Source organism: Rothia sp. 110740021-2 (genome assembly GCF_054263775.1).
Genome location: NZ_JBSZFE010000001.1, coordinates 1186204 through 1204702, shown reverse-complemented (window position 1 = coordinate 1204702; position 18499 = coordinate 1186204). Strand labels below are relative to the sequence as shown.

Below are 18499 nucleotides of genomic sequence, written 5' to 3'. Positions count from 1 at the left end.
ATGGATACATGAGTTACGCACCTGAAATTAACCGTGTTGTTGCCCCCTTTGAAGTAGTCAGCCCCTTCCAGCCTGCCGGTGATCAGCCGAAGGCTATCGCCGAGCTCACCGAGCGTGTGCAGAACGGTGAGAAGGACATTGTGCTGATGGGCGCTACCGGTACCGGTAAGTCCGCGACCGCAGCCTGGCTGATTGAGGCGGTGCAGCGTCCGACTCTGGTGCTCGTGCAGAATAAAACTCTGGCGGCGCAGCTGGCGAATGAACTGCGCGAGCTGCTGCCGAATAATGCGGTGGAGTATTTCGTCTCGTACTACGACTACTACCAGCCTGAGGCGTACGTGCCGCAGACCGATACGTTCATTGAGAAGGACTCCTCCATCAATGAGGAAGTGGAGCGTCTGCGTCACTCGGCGACGAACTCCCTGCTGACTCGCCGCGACGTGGTGGTGGTTGCGACCGTGTCCTGCATTTATGGTCTGGGCACGCCCGAGGAGTACATTGAGCAGATGGTGACTCTGCGTCGCGGTGAGGAGATTGACCGCGATGAGCTGCTGCGTCAGTTCGTGGCGATGCAGTACGCGCGTAACGACATGGACTTTCACCGCGGCACGTTCCGTGTGCGCGGCGATACCGTCGAAATCATCCCCATGTACGAGGAGAACGCAATCCGCATTGAGTTCTTCGGTGATGAGATTGAGGCGATTTACACCCTGCACCCGCTGACCGGCGAGGTAATTCGCGAGGAAGAAGAAATGTATGTCTTCCCCGCAAGCCACTACGTCGCCGGTGCTGAGCGTATGGCGAAGGCTATTACCTCCATTGAGGATGAGCTGCGCGAGCGCCTGCAGACCCTCGAATCCCAGGGCAAGCTGCTGGAGGCGCAGCGTCTGCGCATGCGCACCACCTACGACCTGGAAATGATGGAGCAGATGGGCTTCTGCAATGGCATTGAGAACTACTCGCGCCATATTGACGGTCGTGCCCCCGGCAGCGCCCCGAACTGTCTGTTGGATTATTTCCCGGATGATTTCCTACTAATTATTGACGAATCGCACGTGACGGTCCCGCAGATCGGTGCCATGTATGAGGGTGATATGTCCCGTAAGCGCACGCTGGTGGAGCACGGTTTCCGTCTGCCGTCGGCGATGGATAACCGCCCGCTGAAATGGGAGGAGTTCCTGGAGCGCATCGGTCAGACGATTTACCTTTCGGCAACCCCCGGCAAGTATGAGCTGTCGCAGGCTGATGGTTATGTGGAGCAGATTATTCGGCCGACGGGCCTGATTGACCCGGAGATTGTGGTCAAGCCGACCAAGGGGCAGATTGATGATTTGCTTGAGGAGATTCGCGTGCGCGTTGAACGTGATGAGCGTGTGCTGGTTACGACCCTCACCAAGCGCATGGCAGAGGATTTGACGGAGTACCTACTGCAGCACGGCGTGAAGGTGCAGTATCTGCATTCTGACGTTGATACGTTGCGCCGTGTGGAGCTTCTGCGTGAGCTGCGCCTGGGTACCTTTGATGTGCTGGTTGGTATTAACCTGCTGCGTGAGGGTCTGGACCTGCCTGAGGTGTCTCTGGTTGCGATTCTGGATGCCGATAAGGAAGGCTTCCTGCGTTCGACCACGTCGCTGATTCAGACCATTGGTCGTGCGGCGCGTAATGTGTCCGGTCAGGTGCACATGTACGCGGATAAGATTACGGATTCGATGCGCGTGGCGATTGATGAGACGAACCGCCGCCGCGAGATTCAGCAGGCGTACAACCGTGAGCACGGTATTGACCCGCAGCCTCTGCGGAAGAAGATTGCCGATATTACGGATATTCTCGCCCGCGAGGAAGAGGATACCCGCGAGCTTCTGCAGTTGCGGAAGAGCGGTAAGAAGGGTGCCCGGACGGTGAGTGCGGGTGCGAAGACCGGTTCTGCGACCTCGTCGAAGATTGCCACGAGCACCCTGGAGTCGGAGGAGCTTCTCGCCCGTGCGGAGGCGCGTGTTCGTGCCGACGGCCTGGCGGCGGCACCTGCCGAGGACCTGCTGGATTTGATTGAGCAGATGAGCGAGCAGATGCGCGTGGCGGCGGAGAACTTGCAATTTGAGTTGGCGGCACGTCTGCGTGATGAGCTTGCCGATTTGAAGAAGGAGTTGCGCCTGATGAAGGAGGCGGGTCACGCCTAAACCCGGTGTTCTAAGCCCGGTGTTTAGGGTCCCGACTTGGGTTTTTCGCCATGAGGTAACTTATCGTTCATGAACTTCCACTGGGTGCAGATACATGATGTAGACTATCAAGGTATTTTACGTGTCAAATAACACCTTGATGTTTCTGAACGACGAAGAAAAATCTGCGACTACTGTGAATCAATCTCCAGACGCACACACTACGGGAGCTCGTTTTGTTACCCGCCGCAACCTCACCCGCGGCGCACTCTGGGCTGTGCCCGCTATTGCTGACTCCACGGCGGTGCCCGTATTCGCTGTTTCGGCTGATGATTGCAAGGCGGTTCAGGGGCCAGACTTTACCCATGGTGAAATCATTGACCGTCAGATCTTCACCACTGACCCGACCGGTAAGGCGGCCGTCATGACCCGCAACGGCAAGACTCAGACCGTTCGGGGGCAGGTCATTCCGTTTGCATCGAGCATGAATGATCAAGCGACGGACATCTCTGCGCGTTTTGCGCTGTGTGGCGATAAGCTCATGGAAGGCATGTACCAGTTTGAGGTGGTTATTACCGTCCCGATGATTCATGAGAACGGCACAGTGGATACCAACAAGCAGGTAAACGCGATTGCTTTCACCCCGCCGACCTTCAACATGGTCTCCTCATAGAATGAAATATAGAAGTAGCCTTCCCCGTAATAGTTCACGGGGAGGGTTACTTTGATATGGGGTTGCTGTACGGTATTGAGCTGTGCGGTGCCTCTCTACACTGCGTTTTTATATACTATGCCGCTCTATGCTGTACTTTTTTACGTTGCGCCTTTTACACGTCGCCGTTCTCTAGTGCGGTGGCGTCGTAGCGCTTGCGGGCTTCGAGTACCGCCTGCATATTGTCCTGCGCCCAGTGGCGCAGGGCGGACATCGGCTCAATGAGGGTCATACCGAGCGCGGTCAGTTCGTAGTCCACGCGCGGCGGAATGGATGCGGTGACCCGACGTTCTACCAGGCCGTCACGTTCCATGGAGCGCAGGGTCTGGGTGAGGACCTTGGGGGAGACACCCTGAATACTTACCTTGAGTTCGCCGAAGCGGGCGACGGGCTGTTCGGAGAGCACCGCAACAATGAGCGGGGTCCACCGGTCGGTGAGGTGGCGCATCACGGTGCGGGAGGGGCAGGCGCTGGTGAGAATATTGGCGCGCAGGTCGTCCTGCTGGGTGCAGGTGCTTACTGCAGTTTCGTGTGTGGGGGAGATGAGCGGGGTGGTCATAGCTGCTGTCTTTTCAATCTGCCAAGGGGCTGTTTTAGGGGTGGAGAGGGGGGCGAAAAATATTTTTAAATATTTTCTACGCATCTCCAATAGTTACCTTGAGGTACCTGGTTTCTAATAGATACTATAAAACCATTACGCGGAACACCGCAAGAAAAACTACAGAAGACCTACCCGAAAAGAACCCCTCATGAACATCGCAATCATCGGCGCAACCGGCATGGTCGGCGCACGCACCGCAGCAGAAGCAATCTCCCGCGGCCACCAGGTCGATGCATACACCCGCTCCGGCAAGGCACCCGAAGGCACCACCGCCCGCAGCATCGACCTTACAGATACCGCGGCACTGGTCGACATCGTCAACAATCACGACGTCACCATCGTCGCCGTTCCGGGCGGTCGCGGCACCTCCGCGCAGCCGGTCATCGACGCACACCGTGCGCTAATCGCGGCAGCACCTACCGGTCGACTGCTGGTCGTCGGTGGTGCTGGCTCCCTTGAGGACGGCAACGGCAACCGTTTCGTTGATAGCGAAGGCTTCCCGGAAGAGTACAAGCCCGAGGCGAAGGCGTTCGCGCAGATTCTCGACGATTACCGCGCATCCGAGGGCCTGAACTGGACCATGCTCTCCCCGGCGTTTGAAATCGCACCGGGTGAGCGCACCGGCAAGTACAACACCACACTGGACACCCCCGCAGGCGAGTTCGTTAGCGCCGAGGATTTTGCTGTCGCCCTGATTGATGAGGTAGAAGAGCCTAAGCACGCGGGCCGCCGCTTCACCGTTGCCAACTAGTAACAGCGCCAACTCATAGCGTCGCCAGCTAGACCCCCAACTAGGCAGTGCTTATTCATCACCCGAAACGCCGCATCCGTCAGGTCACCCCTGCCGGATGCGGCGTTTCGGTACATCTCGCTCCTGAAAGTTCTCCCGGAGGGGCTCCTGCGTAAAAACCCCAACCTGCTGTATAATCGTTCACCGAGCAAGGGAGTATCCCACCAATCGACTCATCGTCAGCACGTTAGCCGAAGGCGTCTAACCGGTGAATCGAGCCGACCTCCATTCAGGTCGGCGGGAGAGACTTGTGGTCCTGTACGCACACCACAAGAAAGGCTCCCCATGGAAGTTACCGGGTTGCAATGGTTGGTTACTATTCTCATCATCGCGGGTCTATTGGCCTTCGACTTCGTGTTCCACGTCCGTAAGGCGCACGAACCCACCGTCAAGGAAGCGGCCATCTGGTCGAGTATTTACATCAGCATCGCGCTGCTGTTTGGTCTGTACATTTTCGTGACGAACGGCCCCTCCGCAGCTACCGAATTCTACGCAGGCTACATCACCGAAGAAGCTCTCTCGGTCGATAACCTCTTCGTCTTCATGATCATTATGGGCACCTTCCGTGTCACCCGTGAGAATCAGCAGAAGGTCCTGCTCTTCGGTATCGTCTTTGCGATCCTGGCGCGTGGCTCCTTCATCTTTGCCGGCGCAGCAATCATCAACTCCTTCGCCTGGGTGTTTTACATCTTCGGCCTGATCCTGCTCATGACCGCAGGTAACCTGCTCAAGGATGAAATCACCGACGGCGACGGTGACGACGAAGCAGACAACATTATGGTCCGCCTCGCCAAGAAGTACCTGAAGACCAGCGACCACTTCGACGGCGACAAGCTCTTCACCATCGAAAACGGCAAGCGTGTCATGACCCCCATGATGCTCGTCATGGTCGCTATCGCCGGTTCCGACCTGCTCTTCGCACTCGACTCGATCCCCGCGATCTTCGGCCTCACCCAGTCGGTCTACATTGTGTTTACTGCGACCGCATTCTCACTTATGGGTCTGCGCCAGCTGTACTTCCTTATTGACGGTCTGCTGGACCGCCTCATCTACCTCTCCTACGGCCTGGCGACCATCCTCGCGTTCATTGGTGCGAAGCTCATCCTGCACGCAATGCACGAGAACAACCTGCCGTTCATTAACCACGGCGAGCCCGTGCACGTGGTCGAAATCAGCACCGAAATGTCGCTGATGGTCATTGTGGGCGTTCTAATCATTACCGTGCTTGCTTCGCTGCTCAGTCCCAAGGGCCGCGCACTGCAGACCATCCAGCGTGTTCAGGCGCTCTCCGAGAAGTACCTGGCACTGCCCGAGGATGCACCCGCCGCCGAGCGTGCAGACATCACCGTCCGCTGGCAACAGGAAACCGAGAAGCTCAACGCCATTCCCGCCAAGCTGCGTGAAGAGCTGATCGAGAAGGAAGACGAGTACCACGCCCTCGTGATGCGTGCCCGCACCGCACAGGATGCGCACTCTTCCTCCAAGTAGTTACTGAGCCTGTAGCCTCACCAGGCTAAGCGCTTACACGAGAGCCCCTCACACCGGATCAACCGGGGTGAGGGGCTCTCGCTATCTTGAAAGTTTTACTGGTTGTGCACCTCAGCCAGCATGTTCTTAAGGTGACCCAGAATGGTCAGCGAGTCAGAACCGAAACCGTCGTGGTGGTGGGTCTTCGAGGTCCACACCTGAGTGTTACCGACCCAACGAGCGGTCTCCATGGAGTGCTCAAAGTCCACGTACACGTCCGGGTTGTACGCCGCAGCTACCACAGGAACCTCATTCTTGTGCAGCTGTGCGTGGTCGTACAGGCGACCCCAGTCCTTCTTCTCAGCCAGCAGGTTAGCAACCTCAGCCAGCGGACGCAGCGAGGGATCCTCCTCGTAGTACCAGGGGAAGATGTGCTCGCCGGTGAAGAGCAGACGATCCGCATCCGGTGCGAACTCGGGGCGGGACGCCGCCACGCGAGCAGCAGACCAGTTGGTCGGTGCGGGGGAGGGGGACAGCTCGTAGCCGGGGATGCCGGGCAGAACGCCGTCAGCGGGGCCGTCAGCGTAAATGGTCTCGTGCATCAGGGCGTACAGCGGGTTCGCCTGGAAGGTCACCTCGGCACCCATAGCGGTCAGGAACTGATCGGAGAGGTGGTCGTTACCCTCAGCGAAAGCGGTCTCCAGGAAGTAGTGCAGACCGCGCTCACGCCAGCGGCCACCCAGGAAGTGGCCAGCCATCTGGAAGCGGTGATCGGTCAGACGCTCACCAGTGGGCAGGTACTCCTTGTGGGTGCGTAGGTGCTCAGCGATGCGGGTGGCGAGCTCAGCATCCTCCGGGAACCAGCTGTAGTACTCCTCAACACGTTCCTTCATTCGGTCGAAGGTGTGCTGGTAGACGTTATCCACGGAGGTACGAATCGGTGCCAGACCCGCAGTGATGCGGCAGTCACGCAGCGACTGAGGTGCGAACGACAGGTAGGACAGAGTCAGGAAGCCACCGAAAGACTGACCAATGGTGGACCAGCGCTTGTCTGCACGGTTAGCGAGCAGCACCTCGCGGACAGCCTCAGCGTCAGCAATGATGGAATCCGCACGGAACAGCTCCGTGTACTCAGCCTGAACCTGCGCGTCACCCACAGCGGTGATGTTGCGAGCAGACAGCGGGGAAGACATGCCGGTACCGCGCTGATCCAGAAGAATCACGCGGTGAGTCTTCGCCAGCTCAGCAATCCAGCCGCCAATGGAGCCGGTCTTCGGCGAACCGAAACCGGGGCCGCCCTGCAGGTACACAATGTAAGGACGCTTATCAGCCGAAACGGTCAGAGTCTCGTTGGTGCTCACGACCTCGCGGGCGAACACGGTGATGGTCTGGTCCGCGAAACGGGAGGAGAGAGCGGCATCCTTGCCCTTGGAGAAAATCAGACCGTGGGTCAGGGGAACCTGGAACCAGTGGTCGGTAATCTCGTAGCCGTCGTGCTTGACGACCGAACCCTTGCGGTACTCAACCTTGGGAAGCGAAGAAACGGTCAACGGTGAACCTTCTTTCATTCAAATAGATAGATACTCTGTATTCTAGCCCACTACGGGCAACATCGTGGCTGAGCCTCGGACGGAGTTTCATTCGGAGTCTTAGAACTCGCCCACGCTCAGAATCTTCAATACCGGGTACCCAGCCTCATCGGAGGCAACCAAATCAACCTCGGCACGAATACCGAAGTCAAAGTTGTCTTCGGGATCGGCGAAGCTCTGCTGAACCTTCCACACGCCCGGATGCGCGGCGGTGTCCTCATCCATGCTGACCAGGCGAGGCGAGCGCGCATCGGCGTCCGTGTAGATGTCGTCGTAGACGTCGAAGTAGTCGTCCATAGTGTCCGCCCAGCGGTCGGCATCCCAGCCGCACCACTCGTCCAGGGCGCCCAGGGCGCGGTCACGCTCCTCAGCGAAGAGCTCCACTCTGCGGAACAGGGCATTGCGCACCATCACACGGAAGGCGCGCAGGTTCTTCGTCACGGCGGGAGGCTCTTCCTCCTCGATGGAGGCGTGCTCGGCGGCAATGGTGGCGGTGTCTTCGCCGGCAGCTAGCTTCTCCCACTCATCCACCAGGGAGGAGTCGGTCTGGCGCACGAGCTCGCCGAGCCACGCGATAATGTCGTCGAGCTCGTCGGTTACGGCAGAATCAGGGATGGTGTGGCGTAGCGCCTTGTACGCGTCAGAGAGGTAGCGCAGAAACACGCCCTCGGCACGTTCCAGCGAGTAGTACTGCACGAAGTCATTGAAGCCCATCGCGCGTTCGTACATGTCACGCACAATCGATTTGGGCCGCGGCTCAAAACGAGCCACCCACGGTGCGGACTGCTTGTAGGTCGTGTACGCCTGCTCAATGAGCTCCGCCAGAGGCTGCGGGTAGGTGACCTTGTCCAGCTCGTTCATGCGTTCGGTGTAGTCCACACCGTCCGCCTTCAGCTGTGCCGACAGCTCGTTCTTTGCCTTGCGTTCCTGCGCGTACAGCACCTGGTTCGGCGATTCCAGGGTCGCCTCGATGAGGGAGAGCGCGTCCAGCGCGTAGCTGGGGGATTCGGGGTCGAGCAGTTCCAGTGCGGCGACCGCAAAAGCGGACAGCGGCTGGTTCAGGGCAAAGTTATCCTGCAAATCCTCGGTCAGGCGCAGGTAGGAGCCGTGCTCGTCCGGGGTGTTGGTTCGCTCAATCACGCCGCCGGTCAGCAGCTCCTTGTAGATACCGATTGCCTTGCGCAGCAGCTCGCGGCGGCGCGCAGGGCTCTCGTGGTTCTGCTGGATGATGCGGTACGCGGCAACGACCGGGTTCTCCGGGCGGTGCATCAGGTTCAGCAGCATCGAGTGGGTGATGTCGAAGGAAGAGGTTAGCGGCTCCGGGGCGGCTTCTACCAGCTGGTCAAAAGTCTTCTCGGACCAGCCAACGAAGCCTTCCGGTGCCTTCTTACGCTTGGAGGACAGTGACTGGTTAATGCGCTTAGTGTCGTCACCGAACTTCGCCTGAGCCTTAGCCAGCAGGCGAGCATTCTCAATATCGTGCTCGGGTGCCTGAACCACCACGGTGCCGGCGGTATCAAAACCGGCGCGGCCGGCGCGTCCAGCAATCTGGTGGAACTCGCGGGCGCGCAGACGACGGCTGCGGGCACCATCAAACTTCGACAGCGCCGTAATCAGCACGGTACGGATGGGAACGTTAATACCCACACCCAGGGTGTCGGTACCGCAAATCACCTTGAGCAGACCCTCTTGAGCCAGTTGCTCCACCAGGCGGCGGTACTTGGGTAGCATACCCGCGTGGTGAATACCGATACCGGCACGCACCAGCTTATTCAGTGCCTTACCAAAGCCCGGACCGAAACGGAACTTCGCAATCAGCTCCGCGATGCGTTCCTTATCTTCCTTCGAGGCAATAGCCACTGACAGCAGCGCATTCGCCTGCTCCAGCGCCGCCTTCTGCGAGAAATGCACAATATAGACCGGAGTCTGCTTGGTCTGCACGAGCTCCTGCACCGTCTCCTGAACCGGGGTGGCGGAGTAGTAGAAATGCAACGGAATAGGACGCTCAGAATGCGCCACCAGGTCACTCGCACGACCGGTCAGCGCCGTCATCTCCTCCTGAAAGCGAGTCGTATCGCCCAGGGTCGCGCTCATCAGCAGGAACTGCGCCTGCGGAAGCTCCAGCAGGGGAAGCTGCCACGCCCAGCCGCGCTGCGGGTCAGAGTAGAAATGGAACTCGTCCATAATGACCTGGCAGAGGTCCGCATCCTTACCCTCGCGCAGGGCAATATTGGCGAGAATCTCCGCGGTGCAGCAGATAATGGGCGCCTCCGTATTAATGGCGGAGTCGCCGGTAATCATGCCCACGTTCTCGGCACCAAAAATATTGATCAGATCAAAGAACTTCTCAGACACCAGCGCCTTAATGGGGGCGGTATAGTAGGAGCGCTGACCGGTTGCCAGGCCCGTAAAATGCGCGGCAACAGCCACAGTGGACTTACCCGAACCGGTCGGGGTTGCCAGCACCACGTTATGTCCGGCGGCAATGCTCAGAACAGCCTCGTCCTGCGCGGGGTACATGGTCATGCCGCGGGTCGAAATCCACTCGGTGAAGGATTCATAGATTTCTTCGGCGGTGAGGGGGTTGCCATGAAAATTGCGTCGATTGTAGTTGCCGGGGTTCTCGCCCAGCGAGGGAGAAAGAAAATTCAAAATACTCATGAGAATTCCAGTCTATCGGGAATAGGACGGGCGCGGGGGCGTTATCGTTACGAGGGAACAAACGGGTACTCGCGGAGTGTTGGCGGGGTGTGCGCTGCATCTTTGCAGGGTGGTTGCGGTTCCTTTGCGGAGCGTTCCGGAGGTGCGGTGCCGCGCTAAAGCGGGAATTCCCAAAATTCGTGTAGTGTAGAACAAAGCACTAAAAGTGCAGTGGTGCAAAAACTTGGTGCTTAGAAGGTCGAAAACACAGACCTCCATGTCGTATAAATTGCCACCTAGGTTCAAGTCCTCCGATTGACGCCGGCTCATACCGTGCGGTTGATACACGCCCCAAAATACGTTGCATAAAATAACGACACACCCCACCTAATACACTCTTAGTGTTGCGTGCCACATTGATAAAGGAATAGGGTAAGAGAAAGGAGAAACGTTGAATGACTGAATGCAATGATGACAAGGCACAAGAAAACGTTGCGCGTGAAGAATCTACGCGTGAAGAATCCATGCATAACAAAACTACGCAGGAAAAAGCCGCTCAGAAAAAATCTGCACAGGAAATAACCGGCAGCGAACTGCGCAAGGCCGAAGAGGAAGCCCTCAAAAAGCGCCTCGCCCTGCGTGTCACCGCGCCCGGACACAAATACCCCTGGCACCGCTGGGCAATCCCCATCGTGGGTGAAGCTACCGCAGGTATCGGCGCAATCCTGATCCCCGTCATGGTAGGTCAATTCATCAACCAGTACATCGCAGGAAAAGCCACCAACGCCTGGCCCATGTTCTGGGTAGTTGTCGCATCCATCACCTTCATCGTGATTAACGAGTTCTTCGGCTGGGGTACCTCCATGACCCTCAGTGCAGAACTCGGCCGCGATTGGCGCATCTACATCAACCGGCTCATGGGCAAAACCCGCGCCGGCGTAGACTCCGGCGAAGCGGTCACGGTCATGAACAAAGATGTACGCCGCATTACGGACGTCTACTTCTCACTGCCGCTATTCGTTAACGCCATGATCATCGCGACCCTCGGTGCCGTGCAGCTCTGGCTCATCAACCCCGTCACCGCGGTCGTCACCCTTATCGGCACGCTCATTGTGGTCGTCGTCATCGCCTGGTACTCGACCTTCCTCGAATCCAAGATTGGCGAATACCGCGAAAAGGACGGCGAAGCCTCCTCACGCGCCTCCGACATCGCCACCGGTCTGCGCACCATCGCCGGCCTCGGCGCCGAAGAACAGATACGTGAACGCTACCACCGCGGCACCGACGAAGTCTTCGACAGCTACATGCGCTACGAAAAGACGCACCGCTGGATGTACCTCATCCGCGCACTGCTCGGCGGTGCCGTCACCCTGCTCGGCATCGGCTTCGCCCTCACCGGCCACGTCGAAAACGGCCGCTGGGTCTCCGACACGCCCGCTGCGTCCCTGGTGACCGTCGCCTCCATTATCGCGATGATGGGCGGCCCCATCTGGATTACCCAGAACTTCCTCACCGCATGGCGATACGCCAAGATTGCGCTCGCCAAGGTCGCCCGCCTCGAAGGTCACGCGGGCGTACGCCAGGGCGTGCTGAAGAGCCCGCGCACCGATGAAGAAATGGCGCAGCTGGCACGCGCCGTACAGGCAGTCGAGGCGAGCACCTTTGAGGTGTCCGTACCCGTCGCTCCCACCGGCGCTAGCAACCCGCGCATCGTGTACGTCAACCCGCGCGACTACAACCTCACCGCGCAAGACTACGCCGAGGCGCTTGCCCGCACCCTGCGACGTGGGGGAGAGGACCTCAAGGACGCTACCGGCCGCCGCGTGCTGCTGAGCGAGCCGAACCCCATGATTTTCGCCGGAACCCTGCAGGAGCACCTGCGCCTGGGCACCGTGCCGAACCCCGACGAGGAGCTGGCACAGGCAAAGGACCAGGAGCTGCTGAAGATTACCGACGCCCGCGAAATCGCCTACCGACTGGGCGGACGCAACCCCGAAGACTACTTCGCCGCCCGCATCACCAGTGAAGGCGCGAACCTCTCCGGTGGTCAGCGTCAGCGTCTGGCACTAGCCCGTGCGCTCGCACAGGATGCGCAGGTGCTCATCCTGACTGAGCCGCTGAACTCCGTGGACGAACCCAGCCAGCGCTACATCTACGATGCGATGGAAACCCAAATCGGTAGCGACCGCCTGCCCGTCGGTTATCCCGGCCTGCTACAGGATTTGGAGCAGGTCTACGTTGTCTCCACGACCGCGGAGACGACCCGCCGCATGGAACGCGACGGCTACCCGGAAACCACTCAGAATCAGGAGGTGAACTAGCATGGCAAAGCAGCTCCCCATCGAAACCCCCGCTTATGTGGCACGCCGCATGTGGAACTACCTCGCAGTGCATAAGGGGCGGGCCCTCTACACCTTCGTCATCTACATGGTCAGCACCCTCATGGGTGCGGTGGTGCCCCTGCAGATTGGTGCCACTGTGGACGACGTGGTGGCGGGTAAGTTCTCCAGCTACCCGTGGCAGCCGATTCTGATTATCCTGGCGGCGTTCATCGTGCAGGCGATAACCCTCATGGTCTCCTCGTACAGTGCGGCCCGACTAGGTGCACTCGTCACCCGTGACGCCAACCAGGACACCCTCGACGGCACCCTCGATCTGGACGCACGCACCGTGGAAGAAGCCGGTAGCGGCGACCTGCTCACCCGCGTGACCGACGACCTGTCCTCGGCAGCAAACGCTGTCAGCACAGACCTTCTCGGTGCAATCTACGTGATTCTGTACTTCCTGGTTTCCACGATCTCTCTGGCGTTTGTGAGCCCAGCAATGGGTCTGATCATGCTGCCCATGATTGCCGGTCTGGCGCTCATTATGTCGAAGATGCTACCGCTCATGGCGGCACGCAACCAGGCCACCCAGGAGCGCGTGAGCGACCTCAACAGCGTGCTGACCGAGAATATTCGCGGCACATCCACGATCCGTGAGCTGGGCGTTCACACCGCCCGCGAAGACGCCTTCGCCGGCGAGAACAAGCGCCAGTTCGCCGCGCAGCTGGGCATGGTGCGCATCCGCCAGCTGTACTTCACCGTGGACGCTATCAACGCTTGGATCCCCACGGTTCTGTGCATGCTCTGGGGCGCCGCCTGCGTGGCTCTCGGCTGGGCAAGCTGGGGTGCCGTAGCGACCGCCTCGGTCATGGTTTTCAGCCTGCGAACCCTCGCCGACATGCTGAACCACCACGTTAGCAACCTGCGCATCATGCTCGTGAACATGGGTCGTGTGTTCGGCGTGGTCTCCTTGGCGAAGAAGCAGCGTGAGGAGCGTGCACAGCACCGCGCCGAAGCGTTCGCCGGCGTGTCTGATGAAGCCGTGAAAAACCCGGAGTATGCCGTTGACTGCTCCCACGTCTCGTACGGCTACTCGCCGGACGCTCTCGTTCTGGAAGGCATCAACCTGAAGATTCGCCGCGGCGAAGCGCTCGCCTTGGTGGGCCGATCTGGTTCGGGCAAGACCACCCTGGCTCGTCTGATTGGTGGTTCGCTGACCGCCTTGGACGGCACCATTAACGTGATGGGGCGCCCGGTGGGTCACGGCGACTTCCCGACCGATGCCGCCACCGACGGCCGCCCGCGTCTGCTGGTCTGCACCCAGGAAGCACACGTCTTCTTCGGTACTCTCGCCGATAACTTTACGGTGGTCGTGCCGGATGCAACCGTCGAGCAGATGCGCGAGGTACTGGACGCTATCGGTGCCCGCTGGTGGCGCGACCTGCCGCAGGGCATGGACACCGTCGTCAGCGGCGCGGATTCGCCTCTGACCCGCGACCAGATTCAACAGCTGGCACTGGCACGCATCGTGCTTGCTGACCCGCACGCCGTGATTCTGGATGAGTCCACCACCCAGCTGGAGCTCGCGGACGCAACTGAGTCCCTGAGTGCCGTGCTGGCGAACCGTGCGGTGCTAATCATTTCGCACGATGCGCGTATCGCCTCACAGGCTGACCGTGCGGTCCTGTTGCACGAGGGCAGGATCATTGCGGAGGGCTCCCCGGCAGAGATTTTCGCCCTGACCTAACCGGCAGCATATATTCCCGACAGATAGTGCCCGGCACCGTGTGAAGCGGTGCCGGGCACTACTCGTTTAACGGGGTGTTTGGGGAGGCGGTGGTGGGTGCTGAGATGAGGGGGTAGAGCGCACCGAGGGGATCCGTCAAACGAAAATTTCGGAGAGATTCACTTGTCACCCGCAAAACTTTCAGTTACTGAGAATCGTTGTGATAACCTGGCAGAGCGATATGGGGTGCCTTGAGACGCCTGCTCCCAACCCGCTGACCCGCCCAAAGACGGGCAACCAAAACAGCGGGGGCACGGAACAGCGGGCGCGCGAAACAGCGTACAAACACTCAAGGCTGAGAGAATCACCCATTGAACCTGCTCTAGTTCGAACTAGCGAAGGGATTATCGATGATGGCAGAGCAGCCTAGCGCGCCCGCGTGCGCATCCACCTCTAACCCTGTACCCGGCGCGAGCGCCCCCGGAAACCCCCGGGCACCCCAGACAGCTCGCGTGCCGAGGGTCCTCTCGATTGCGGGCACCGACCCCTCCGGCGGTGCGGGCATTCAGGCGGACCTCAAGTCCATTACCGCATCCGGCGGTTACGGCATGTGCGTGACCACCTCGCTGGTCGCCCAGAACACCTGCGGGGTCCGCGAGGTATTTACCCCGCCCCTGGAGTTTTTGACCGCGCAGCTTGCCGCTGTTTTTGATGACGTCACGGTTGACGCCGTGAAAATCGGTATGCTTGGCGACGCAGACACGATTCGCACCGTCCGCACCTGGCTGAGTGAGCACCCCGTGCCCGTGGTTGTGCTCGACCCGGTCATGATTGCCTCCAGCGGTGACCGTCTGCTGCAGGCGGAAGCGGAGCAGGCGCTGCGCGACCTGGTGCCGCTCGTGGACGTGATTACCCCGAACATTCCGGAGCTTGCCGTGCTCTGCCAGAAGGAGCCCGCCCAGACCTTTGATGAGGCGCACGAGCAGGCGGCGAACCTCGCGGCGGCGACCGGAACCACCGTGATTGTGAAGGGTGGCCACTTGTGCGGTCAGGACGCCGGTAACACCGCGGTCTTCCCGGACGGCACCTGCGCGCACGTGCGCACCCCGCGCTTGGACAGCCGCAATACGCACGGCACCGGATGCTCCCTGTCCTCCTCGCTGGCAACCCGCCTGGGCGTGGAACTGCTGCAGCACGCGGAGGCCGCAGAACCTACCGCAGACCAGAAGAACACTCTGACCCGCGAAGACACCCACCGCGCCCTGCAGTGGAGCACCCGCTGGCTCCACGAGGCCATTGCCGCAGGCGCCGGTTTGCAGGTCGGTTCCGGTGAGGGTCACGGCCCGGTGGACCACGCCGCGCGTGCCCGCCGTCTGGAGGCTGCCGCCTCCGCCTACCCGTGGCATCACTTGCTCGCCACCACCGACTCTGAGGGCAATGCCCTAGACGGCACCAGCCCGGAGCGTCTGCTGCCGGTCAGCCCCGTGCCCGCCGGTGAAGCCGTCGTAAAGCCCGCCGGTCCCTGGACCGCCGCCCTCTGGGCAGCCGGTGGCGAAACCTGGCACCAGATCCTGGACCTGCCCTTCGTGCGTGCCCTCGGTGAAGGCACCCTCGACGAGGACCTGTTCGCCTTCTACCTGGACCAGGACGCCCTCTACCTGCGTGATTATTCGCGTGCGCTCGCGACTCTCTCGGCGCGTGCTGACATCGCTGAGGCGCAGGTGCACTGGGCCGCCGGTGCGCATGAGGCGATTGCCGCCGAATCGCAGCTGCACGAGGGCTGGCTGGCGAACCGTGCGCGTCTGGGTGGACCCTCACCGATTACGATGGGGTACACAAATTTCCTGCGTGCCTCCGCCGCCGGTGATGACTACGTGGTCGGTGCCGCGGCGATCCTGCCCTGCTACTGGCTGTACGAAGAGGTGGGCGCTGTGCTCTCCTCGCAGAATCACGCGGACCACCCGTACGCGGAGTGGTTGAGCATGTACGGTGGCGAGGAGTTCGCCGCGGATGTGGCGCGTAGCCTCGTGGAGGTGGAGCGTGCGTTTGAGGCGGCTTCACCGGCTCAGCGTGTGCGTGCGGCGCGGGCGTACCTGTCGGCGTGCGTGTATGAGCGTGAGTTCTTCGACCAGGCTCACCGGGCGCTGCGTTAGAGGCTCGCGCGGGGTTCGGTTCGCCGGTGCGTTAGGTACCGATTTTTGGGCTGAATACCGCCCCGGCATGGCGCGAGATGGGTGATTGATGCTTCACTCAAACTGCCGCCGGTTCGGGTGCCTTGCGGTTATGCTTAAGGCGTCGGTGAAAACCGTTAGCGGCAGGATTCCGGCCCTCACCCAACTGGCTGATGTACCTGCCGCGCCCGCACCTCTACGGCGTGTAACCGACAAGTTTGGCCCGTCGCAACCACCTCATCCAACCCCCGCGGCGGGCCAAACGCCTTCCTTCTAGCTTTCGCGAAGAACATTCGGCATAGAAATATCCCGTGCAGATACTCATCTGCACGGGATATTTTGCTGTCCTGTTTTCTGCTCTGCTGCCTTCTATAGCCGCAGATTGGGTGAATCTTATGCGCTCTGGTCCTCACGAACCTCTTTCTTTTCAGCCTGGTAGCCGAAGCAGAACGCAGTGCCGGCAATCAGTGCCGCCAACCAGATGGAAAATACGCCAAACCATCGGGTGACAAGCGCCATGAGAATCACGCCAGTTATGAAAGAGATGACTACGAGAGAGTAATCGATGGCTTTGAGTAGGGCCGTGCGGCGCTGCGCCTTCGCCTCATTTTTTGTGACTCCCTCGGGGGTTTTCCGCGTGAGGTACAGCGAACCGGCGGCGTACCAGGCGCTGAGCATTTTGCGCCAATTGCCGCTGGTCATGAAGAGCGAAAAGGGGTTTTCGCCAATGCGTGTATCCGCGAGGGCGTGAATCATCAGACCGACGGTGAACGCCAGCGCACCCACCTGAAAGCTATTGCTCAGAGTTCTGTCCATGAAGGGTACCGCGAAGCAGACCAGAAGGAACGGCAGGAGCGTGCCGATGCGCCAGTGCCTCATCCGGGCACGTTGACCGAGTAGGTCGTGAATAAAATGCCCTGCCAGGTACCCGAAGCTGAAGAGAATGACGGAGAGCCAGCGCAGGTGCACCACATGCGGTGCGTCACGGTGCAGGTCGGCGATGAGCAGAATAAAGTTACCGGTCTGCGTGGCAACGAGCGCTTCATAGTGGATGTGCGAGAAGACGTCAACCGCGCCGCCCAGGGAGGCGAGGAGTAGAGCCATGACGCGCCCGTAGCGTCGAGGTGCTGGGATGCGGTGTAGCATCTCGCGGAGGTGGTGTAGCATGCGCCTTCCCTCACGGTGGGTGGGTCTGTGTGTAGCAGTAATGCCACTGGTTCCATGCTACGGCATAAGTCAGCAGGGCGCCGGAGAGGATAAGCACCCCGCCGGGTAACCCCTGTTAAAGCGAAAGCCCCGAGCAACTATCTGCTCGGGGCCTTGCACGCTATTCGGTATTTAGCTCAGAGGGAGTAGCCTACTTGCTCTCGCCCTTGAGCGCACCCACGAGGGGGCCAATGACGTCCATGGGCAGCGGGAAGACCACGGTCGAGTTCTGGTCGGCACCCAGCTCCAGCAGGGTCTGCAGGTAACGCAGCTGCAGGGAGGCGGGGGACTGGCTCAGAATGTCGGATGCTTCCTTCAGCTCGCTCGAAGCCTCCAGCTCACCGCGTGCCGAAATGATCTTTGCGCGGCGCTCACGCTCAGCCTCAGCCTCGCGTGCCATGGCGCGCTGCATAGCCTCGGGAATCTCAACGTCCTTGATTTCGACGAGCTCCACCTGAATACCCCACGGCTCGGTGCGCGAACCAATGATGGAGCGCAGGTCCTCGTTCAGGTCCTCTCGGTGTGCGAGCAGGGTGTCCAGGTCAACGCGACCGAGCAGGGAACGCAGGGTGGTCTGCGCAATCTGGCTGGTGGCGATCGGGTAGTTCTCGACCTCGAGCACGGCGTTCTTGGCGTTGGTCACGCGGAAGAGGACCACGGCGTTCACGCGGGCGGGGACGTTGTCCTTGGTGATAACTTCCTGCGGGGGAATGGTTAGGGTGATGACACGCATATCAACGCGCTGCAGGGAGTCAACGAAGGGGAAGACGACGTTCAGGCCGGGCTTCAGCTCTGAGCGCAGGTGACCGAAGCGGAAAGAGATGCCGCGCTCGTATTCGGGGATGACGCGGAACATACGAATCAGAATAAAAAGAACAATGACGGCAACTGGGATGAGGATAGTTGCCAGAGTGACGGGATCCATGGTTTTCCTTCACATGTATTGGGGGAGGACGGTATGTGTGCCCACCTGCCCGCGCCTCGTACGGTGCAGGTAGTAGGGGTGCCCGGTAACCGGGCTGTGTTTGGCGGAGTTTAGGGAGGGGAATTTTCCGTCCCGGCGGCATGCGGTGGTCGGTGCTTTAGCGGCACCCCGCATGGAAAACTCAAAAGAGGA

12 protein-coding genes are annotated in these 18499 nt (G+C 60.1%); 7 read left to right on the top strand and 5 right to left on the bottom strand.

What is annotated here, in order from left to right; all coding sequences use genetic code 11:
• Nucleotides 1-8: 8 nt before the first annotated feature.
• Both uvrB and ACUXHH_RS04930 read left to right on the top strand, forming a co-directional pair.
• Nucleotides 9-2177, top strand: coding sequence for an excinuclease ABC subunit UvrB (uvrB, locus tag ACUXHH_RS04935; RefSeq protein ID WP_458390940.1), 2169 nt, complete (start codon nt 9-11; stop codon nt 2175-2177).
• Between the two features lie 121 nt (nt 2178-2298).
• Nucleotides 2299-2829 carry a hypothetical protein gene (locus ACUXHH_RS04930; protein WP_279740702.1) on the top strand — a complete coding sequence of 177 codons (531 nt, stop codon included), beginning with the start codon at nt 2299-2301 and terminating at the stop codon, nt 2827-2829.
• Nucleotides 2830-2983: 154 nt separating this feature from the next.
• Here ACUXHH_RS04930 and ACUXHH_RS04925 read toward each other — a convergent pair whose 3' ends face one another.
• Nucleotides 2984-3427 carry a winged helix-turn-helix transcriptional regulator gene (locus tag ACUXHH_RS04925; RefSeq protein WP_458390939.1) on the bottom strand — a complete coding sequence of 148 codons (444 nt, stop codon included), beginning with the start codon at nt 3425-3427 and terminating at the stop codon, nt 2984-2986.
• Nucleotides 3428-3617: 190 nt separating this feature from the next.
• Here ACUXHH_RS04925 and ACUXHH_RS04920 point away from each other — a divergent pair, with 190 nt between their 5' ends.
• Nucleotides 3618-4220, top strand: a complete 603-nt coding sequence (locus tag ACUXHH_RS04920; RefSeq protein WP_458390938.1) for an NAD(P)-dependent oxidoreductase — start codon at nt 3618-3620, stop codon at nt 4218-4220.
• Nucleotides 4221-4544: 324 nt separating this feature from the next.
• Nucleotides 4545-5747, top strand: coding sequence for a TerC family protein (locus ACUXHH_RS04915; protein WP_279788580.1), 1203 nt, complete (start codon nt 4545-4547; stop codon nt 5745-5747).
• A 95-nt stretch (nt 5748-5842) separates the two neighbouring features.
• Here ACUXHH_RS04915 and ACUXHH_RS04910 read toward each other — a convergent pair whose 3' ends face one another.
• Nucleotides 5843-7294 carry an alpha/beta fold hydrolase gene (locus tag ACUXHH_RS04910; RefSeq protein ID WP_399536945.1) on the bottom strand — a complete coding sequence of 484 codons (1452 nt, stop codon included), beginning with the start codon at nt 7292-7294 and terminating at the stop codon, nt 5843-5845.
• 81 nt (nt 7295-7375) lie between these two features.
• Nucleotides 7376-9976, bottom strand: a complete 2601-nt coding sequence (locus tag ACUXHH_RS04905) for a DEAD/DEAH box helicase (RefSeq protein WP_458390937.1) — start codon at nt 9974-9976, stop codon at nt 7376-7378.
• 434 nt (nt 9977-10410) lie between these two features.
• Here ACUXHH_RS04905 and ACUXHH_RS04900 point away from each other — a divergent pair, with 434 nt between their 5' ends.
• From ACUXHH_RS04900 to ACUXHH_RS04890, 3 genes are all read left to right on the top strand, one after another.
• The gene (locus ACUXHH_RS04900) at nt 10411-12276 is read left to right on the top strand and encodes an ABC transporter transmembrane domain-containing protein (protein WP_458390936.1); all 1866 of its coding nucleotides are present in this window, start codon (nt 10411-10413) and stop codon (nt 12274-12276) included.
• Nucleotide 12277: 1 nt separating this feature from the next.
• The gene (locus ACUXHH_RS04895) at nt 12278-14026 is read left to right on the top strand and encodes an ABC transporter ATP-binding protein (protein ID WP_458390935.1); all 1749 of its coding nucleotides are present in this window, start codon (nt 12278-12280) and stop codon (nt 14024-14026) included.
• Nucleotides 14027-14415: 389 nt separating this feature from the next.
• The gene (locus tag ACUXHH_RS04890; protein ID WP_458390934.1) at nt 14416-16158 is read left to right on the top strand and encodes a bifunctional hydroxymethylpyrimidine kinase/phosphomethylpyrimidine kinase; all 1743 of its coding nucleotides are present in this window, start codon (nt 14416-14418) and stop codon (nt 16156-16158) included.
• A gap of 411 nt (nt 16159-16569) precedes the next feature.
• On the opposite strand, the gene ACUXHH_RS04885 is transcribed toward ACUXHH_RS04890, so the two are convergent.
• A complete protein-coding gene (locus ACUXHH_RS04885) occupies nt 16570-17343 on the bottom strand; it encodes a YoaK family protein (RefSeq protein WP_458390933.1) in 774 nt (257 codons plus the stop codon).
• A 190-nt stretch (nt 17344-17533) separates the two neighbouring features.
• Entirely contained in the window at nt 17534-18307 is a 774-nt protein-coding gene (locus ACUXHH_RS04880; protein ID WP_303981856.1) for a slipin family protein, read from the bottom strand.
• Nucleotides 18308-18499: the final 192 nt, after the last annotated feature.

Bases quoted from the DNA above. Each gene is read 5' to 3' on its own strand.
- ACUXHH_RS04895 (WP_458390935.1), top strand. From the start codon at position 12,278: ATGGCAAAGCAGCTCCCCATCGAAACCCCCGCTTATGTGGCACGCCGC.
- ACUXHH_RS04920 (WP_458390938.1), top strand. From the start codon at position 3,618: ATGAACATCGCAATCATCGGCGCAACCGGCATGGTCGGCGCACGCACC.
- uvrB (WP_458390940.1), top strand. From the start codon at position 9: ATGAGTTACGCACCTGAAATTAACCGTGTTGTTGCCCCCTTTGAAGTA.
- ACUXHH_RS04880 (WP_303981856.1), bottom strand. From the start codon at position 18,307: ATGGATCCCGTCACTCTGGCAACTATCCTCATCCCAGTTGCCGTCATT.
- ACUXHH_RS04915 (WP_279788580.1), top strand. From the start codon at position 4,545: ATGGAAGTTACCGGGTTGCAATGGTTGGTTACTATTCTCATCATCGCG.
- ACUXHH_RS04905 (WP_458390937.1), bottom strand. From the start codon at position 9,976: ATGAGTATTTTGAATTTTCTTTCTCCCTCGCTGGGCGAGAACCCCGGC.
- ACUXHH_RS04925 (WP_458390939.1), bottom strand. From the start codon at position 3,427: ATGACCACCCCGCTCATCTCCCCCACACACGAAACTGCAGTAAGCACC.
- ACUXHH_RS04910 (WP_399536945.1), bottom strand. From the start codon at position 7,294: ATGAAAGAAGGTTCACCGTTGACCGTTTCTTCGCTTCCCAAGGTTGAG.
- ACUXHH_RS04885 (WP_458390933.1), bottom strand. From the start codon at position 17,343: ATGCTACACCACCTCCGCGAGATGCTACACCGCATCCCAGCACCTCGA.
- ACUXHH_RS04900 (WP_458390936.1), top strand. From the start codon at position 10,411: ATGACTGAATGCAATGATGACAAGGCACAAGAAAACGTTGCGCGTGAA.
- ACUXHH_RS04890 (WP_458390934.1), top strand. From the start codon at position 14,416: ATGATGGCAGAGCAGCCTAGCGCGCCCGCGTGCGCATCCACCTCTAAC.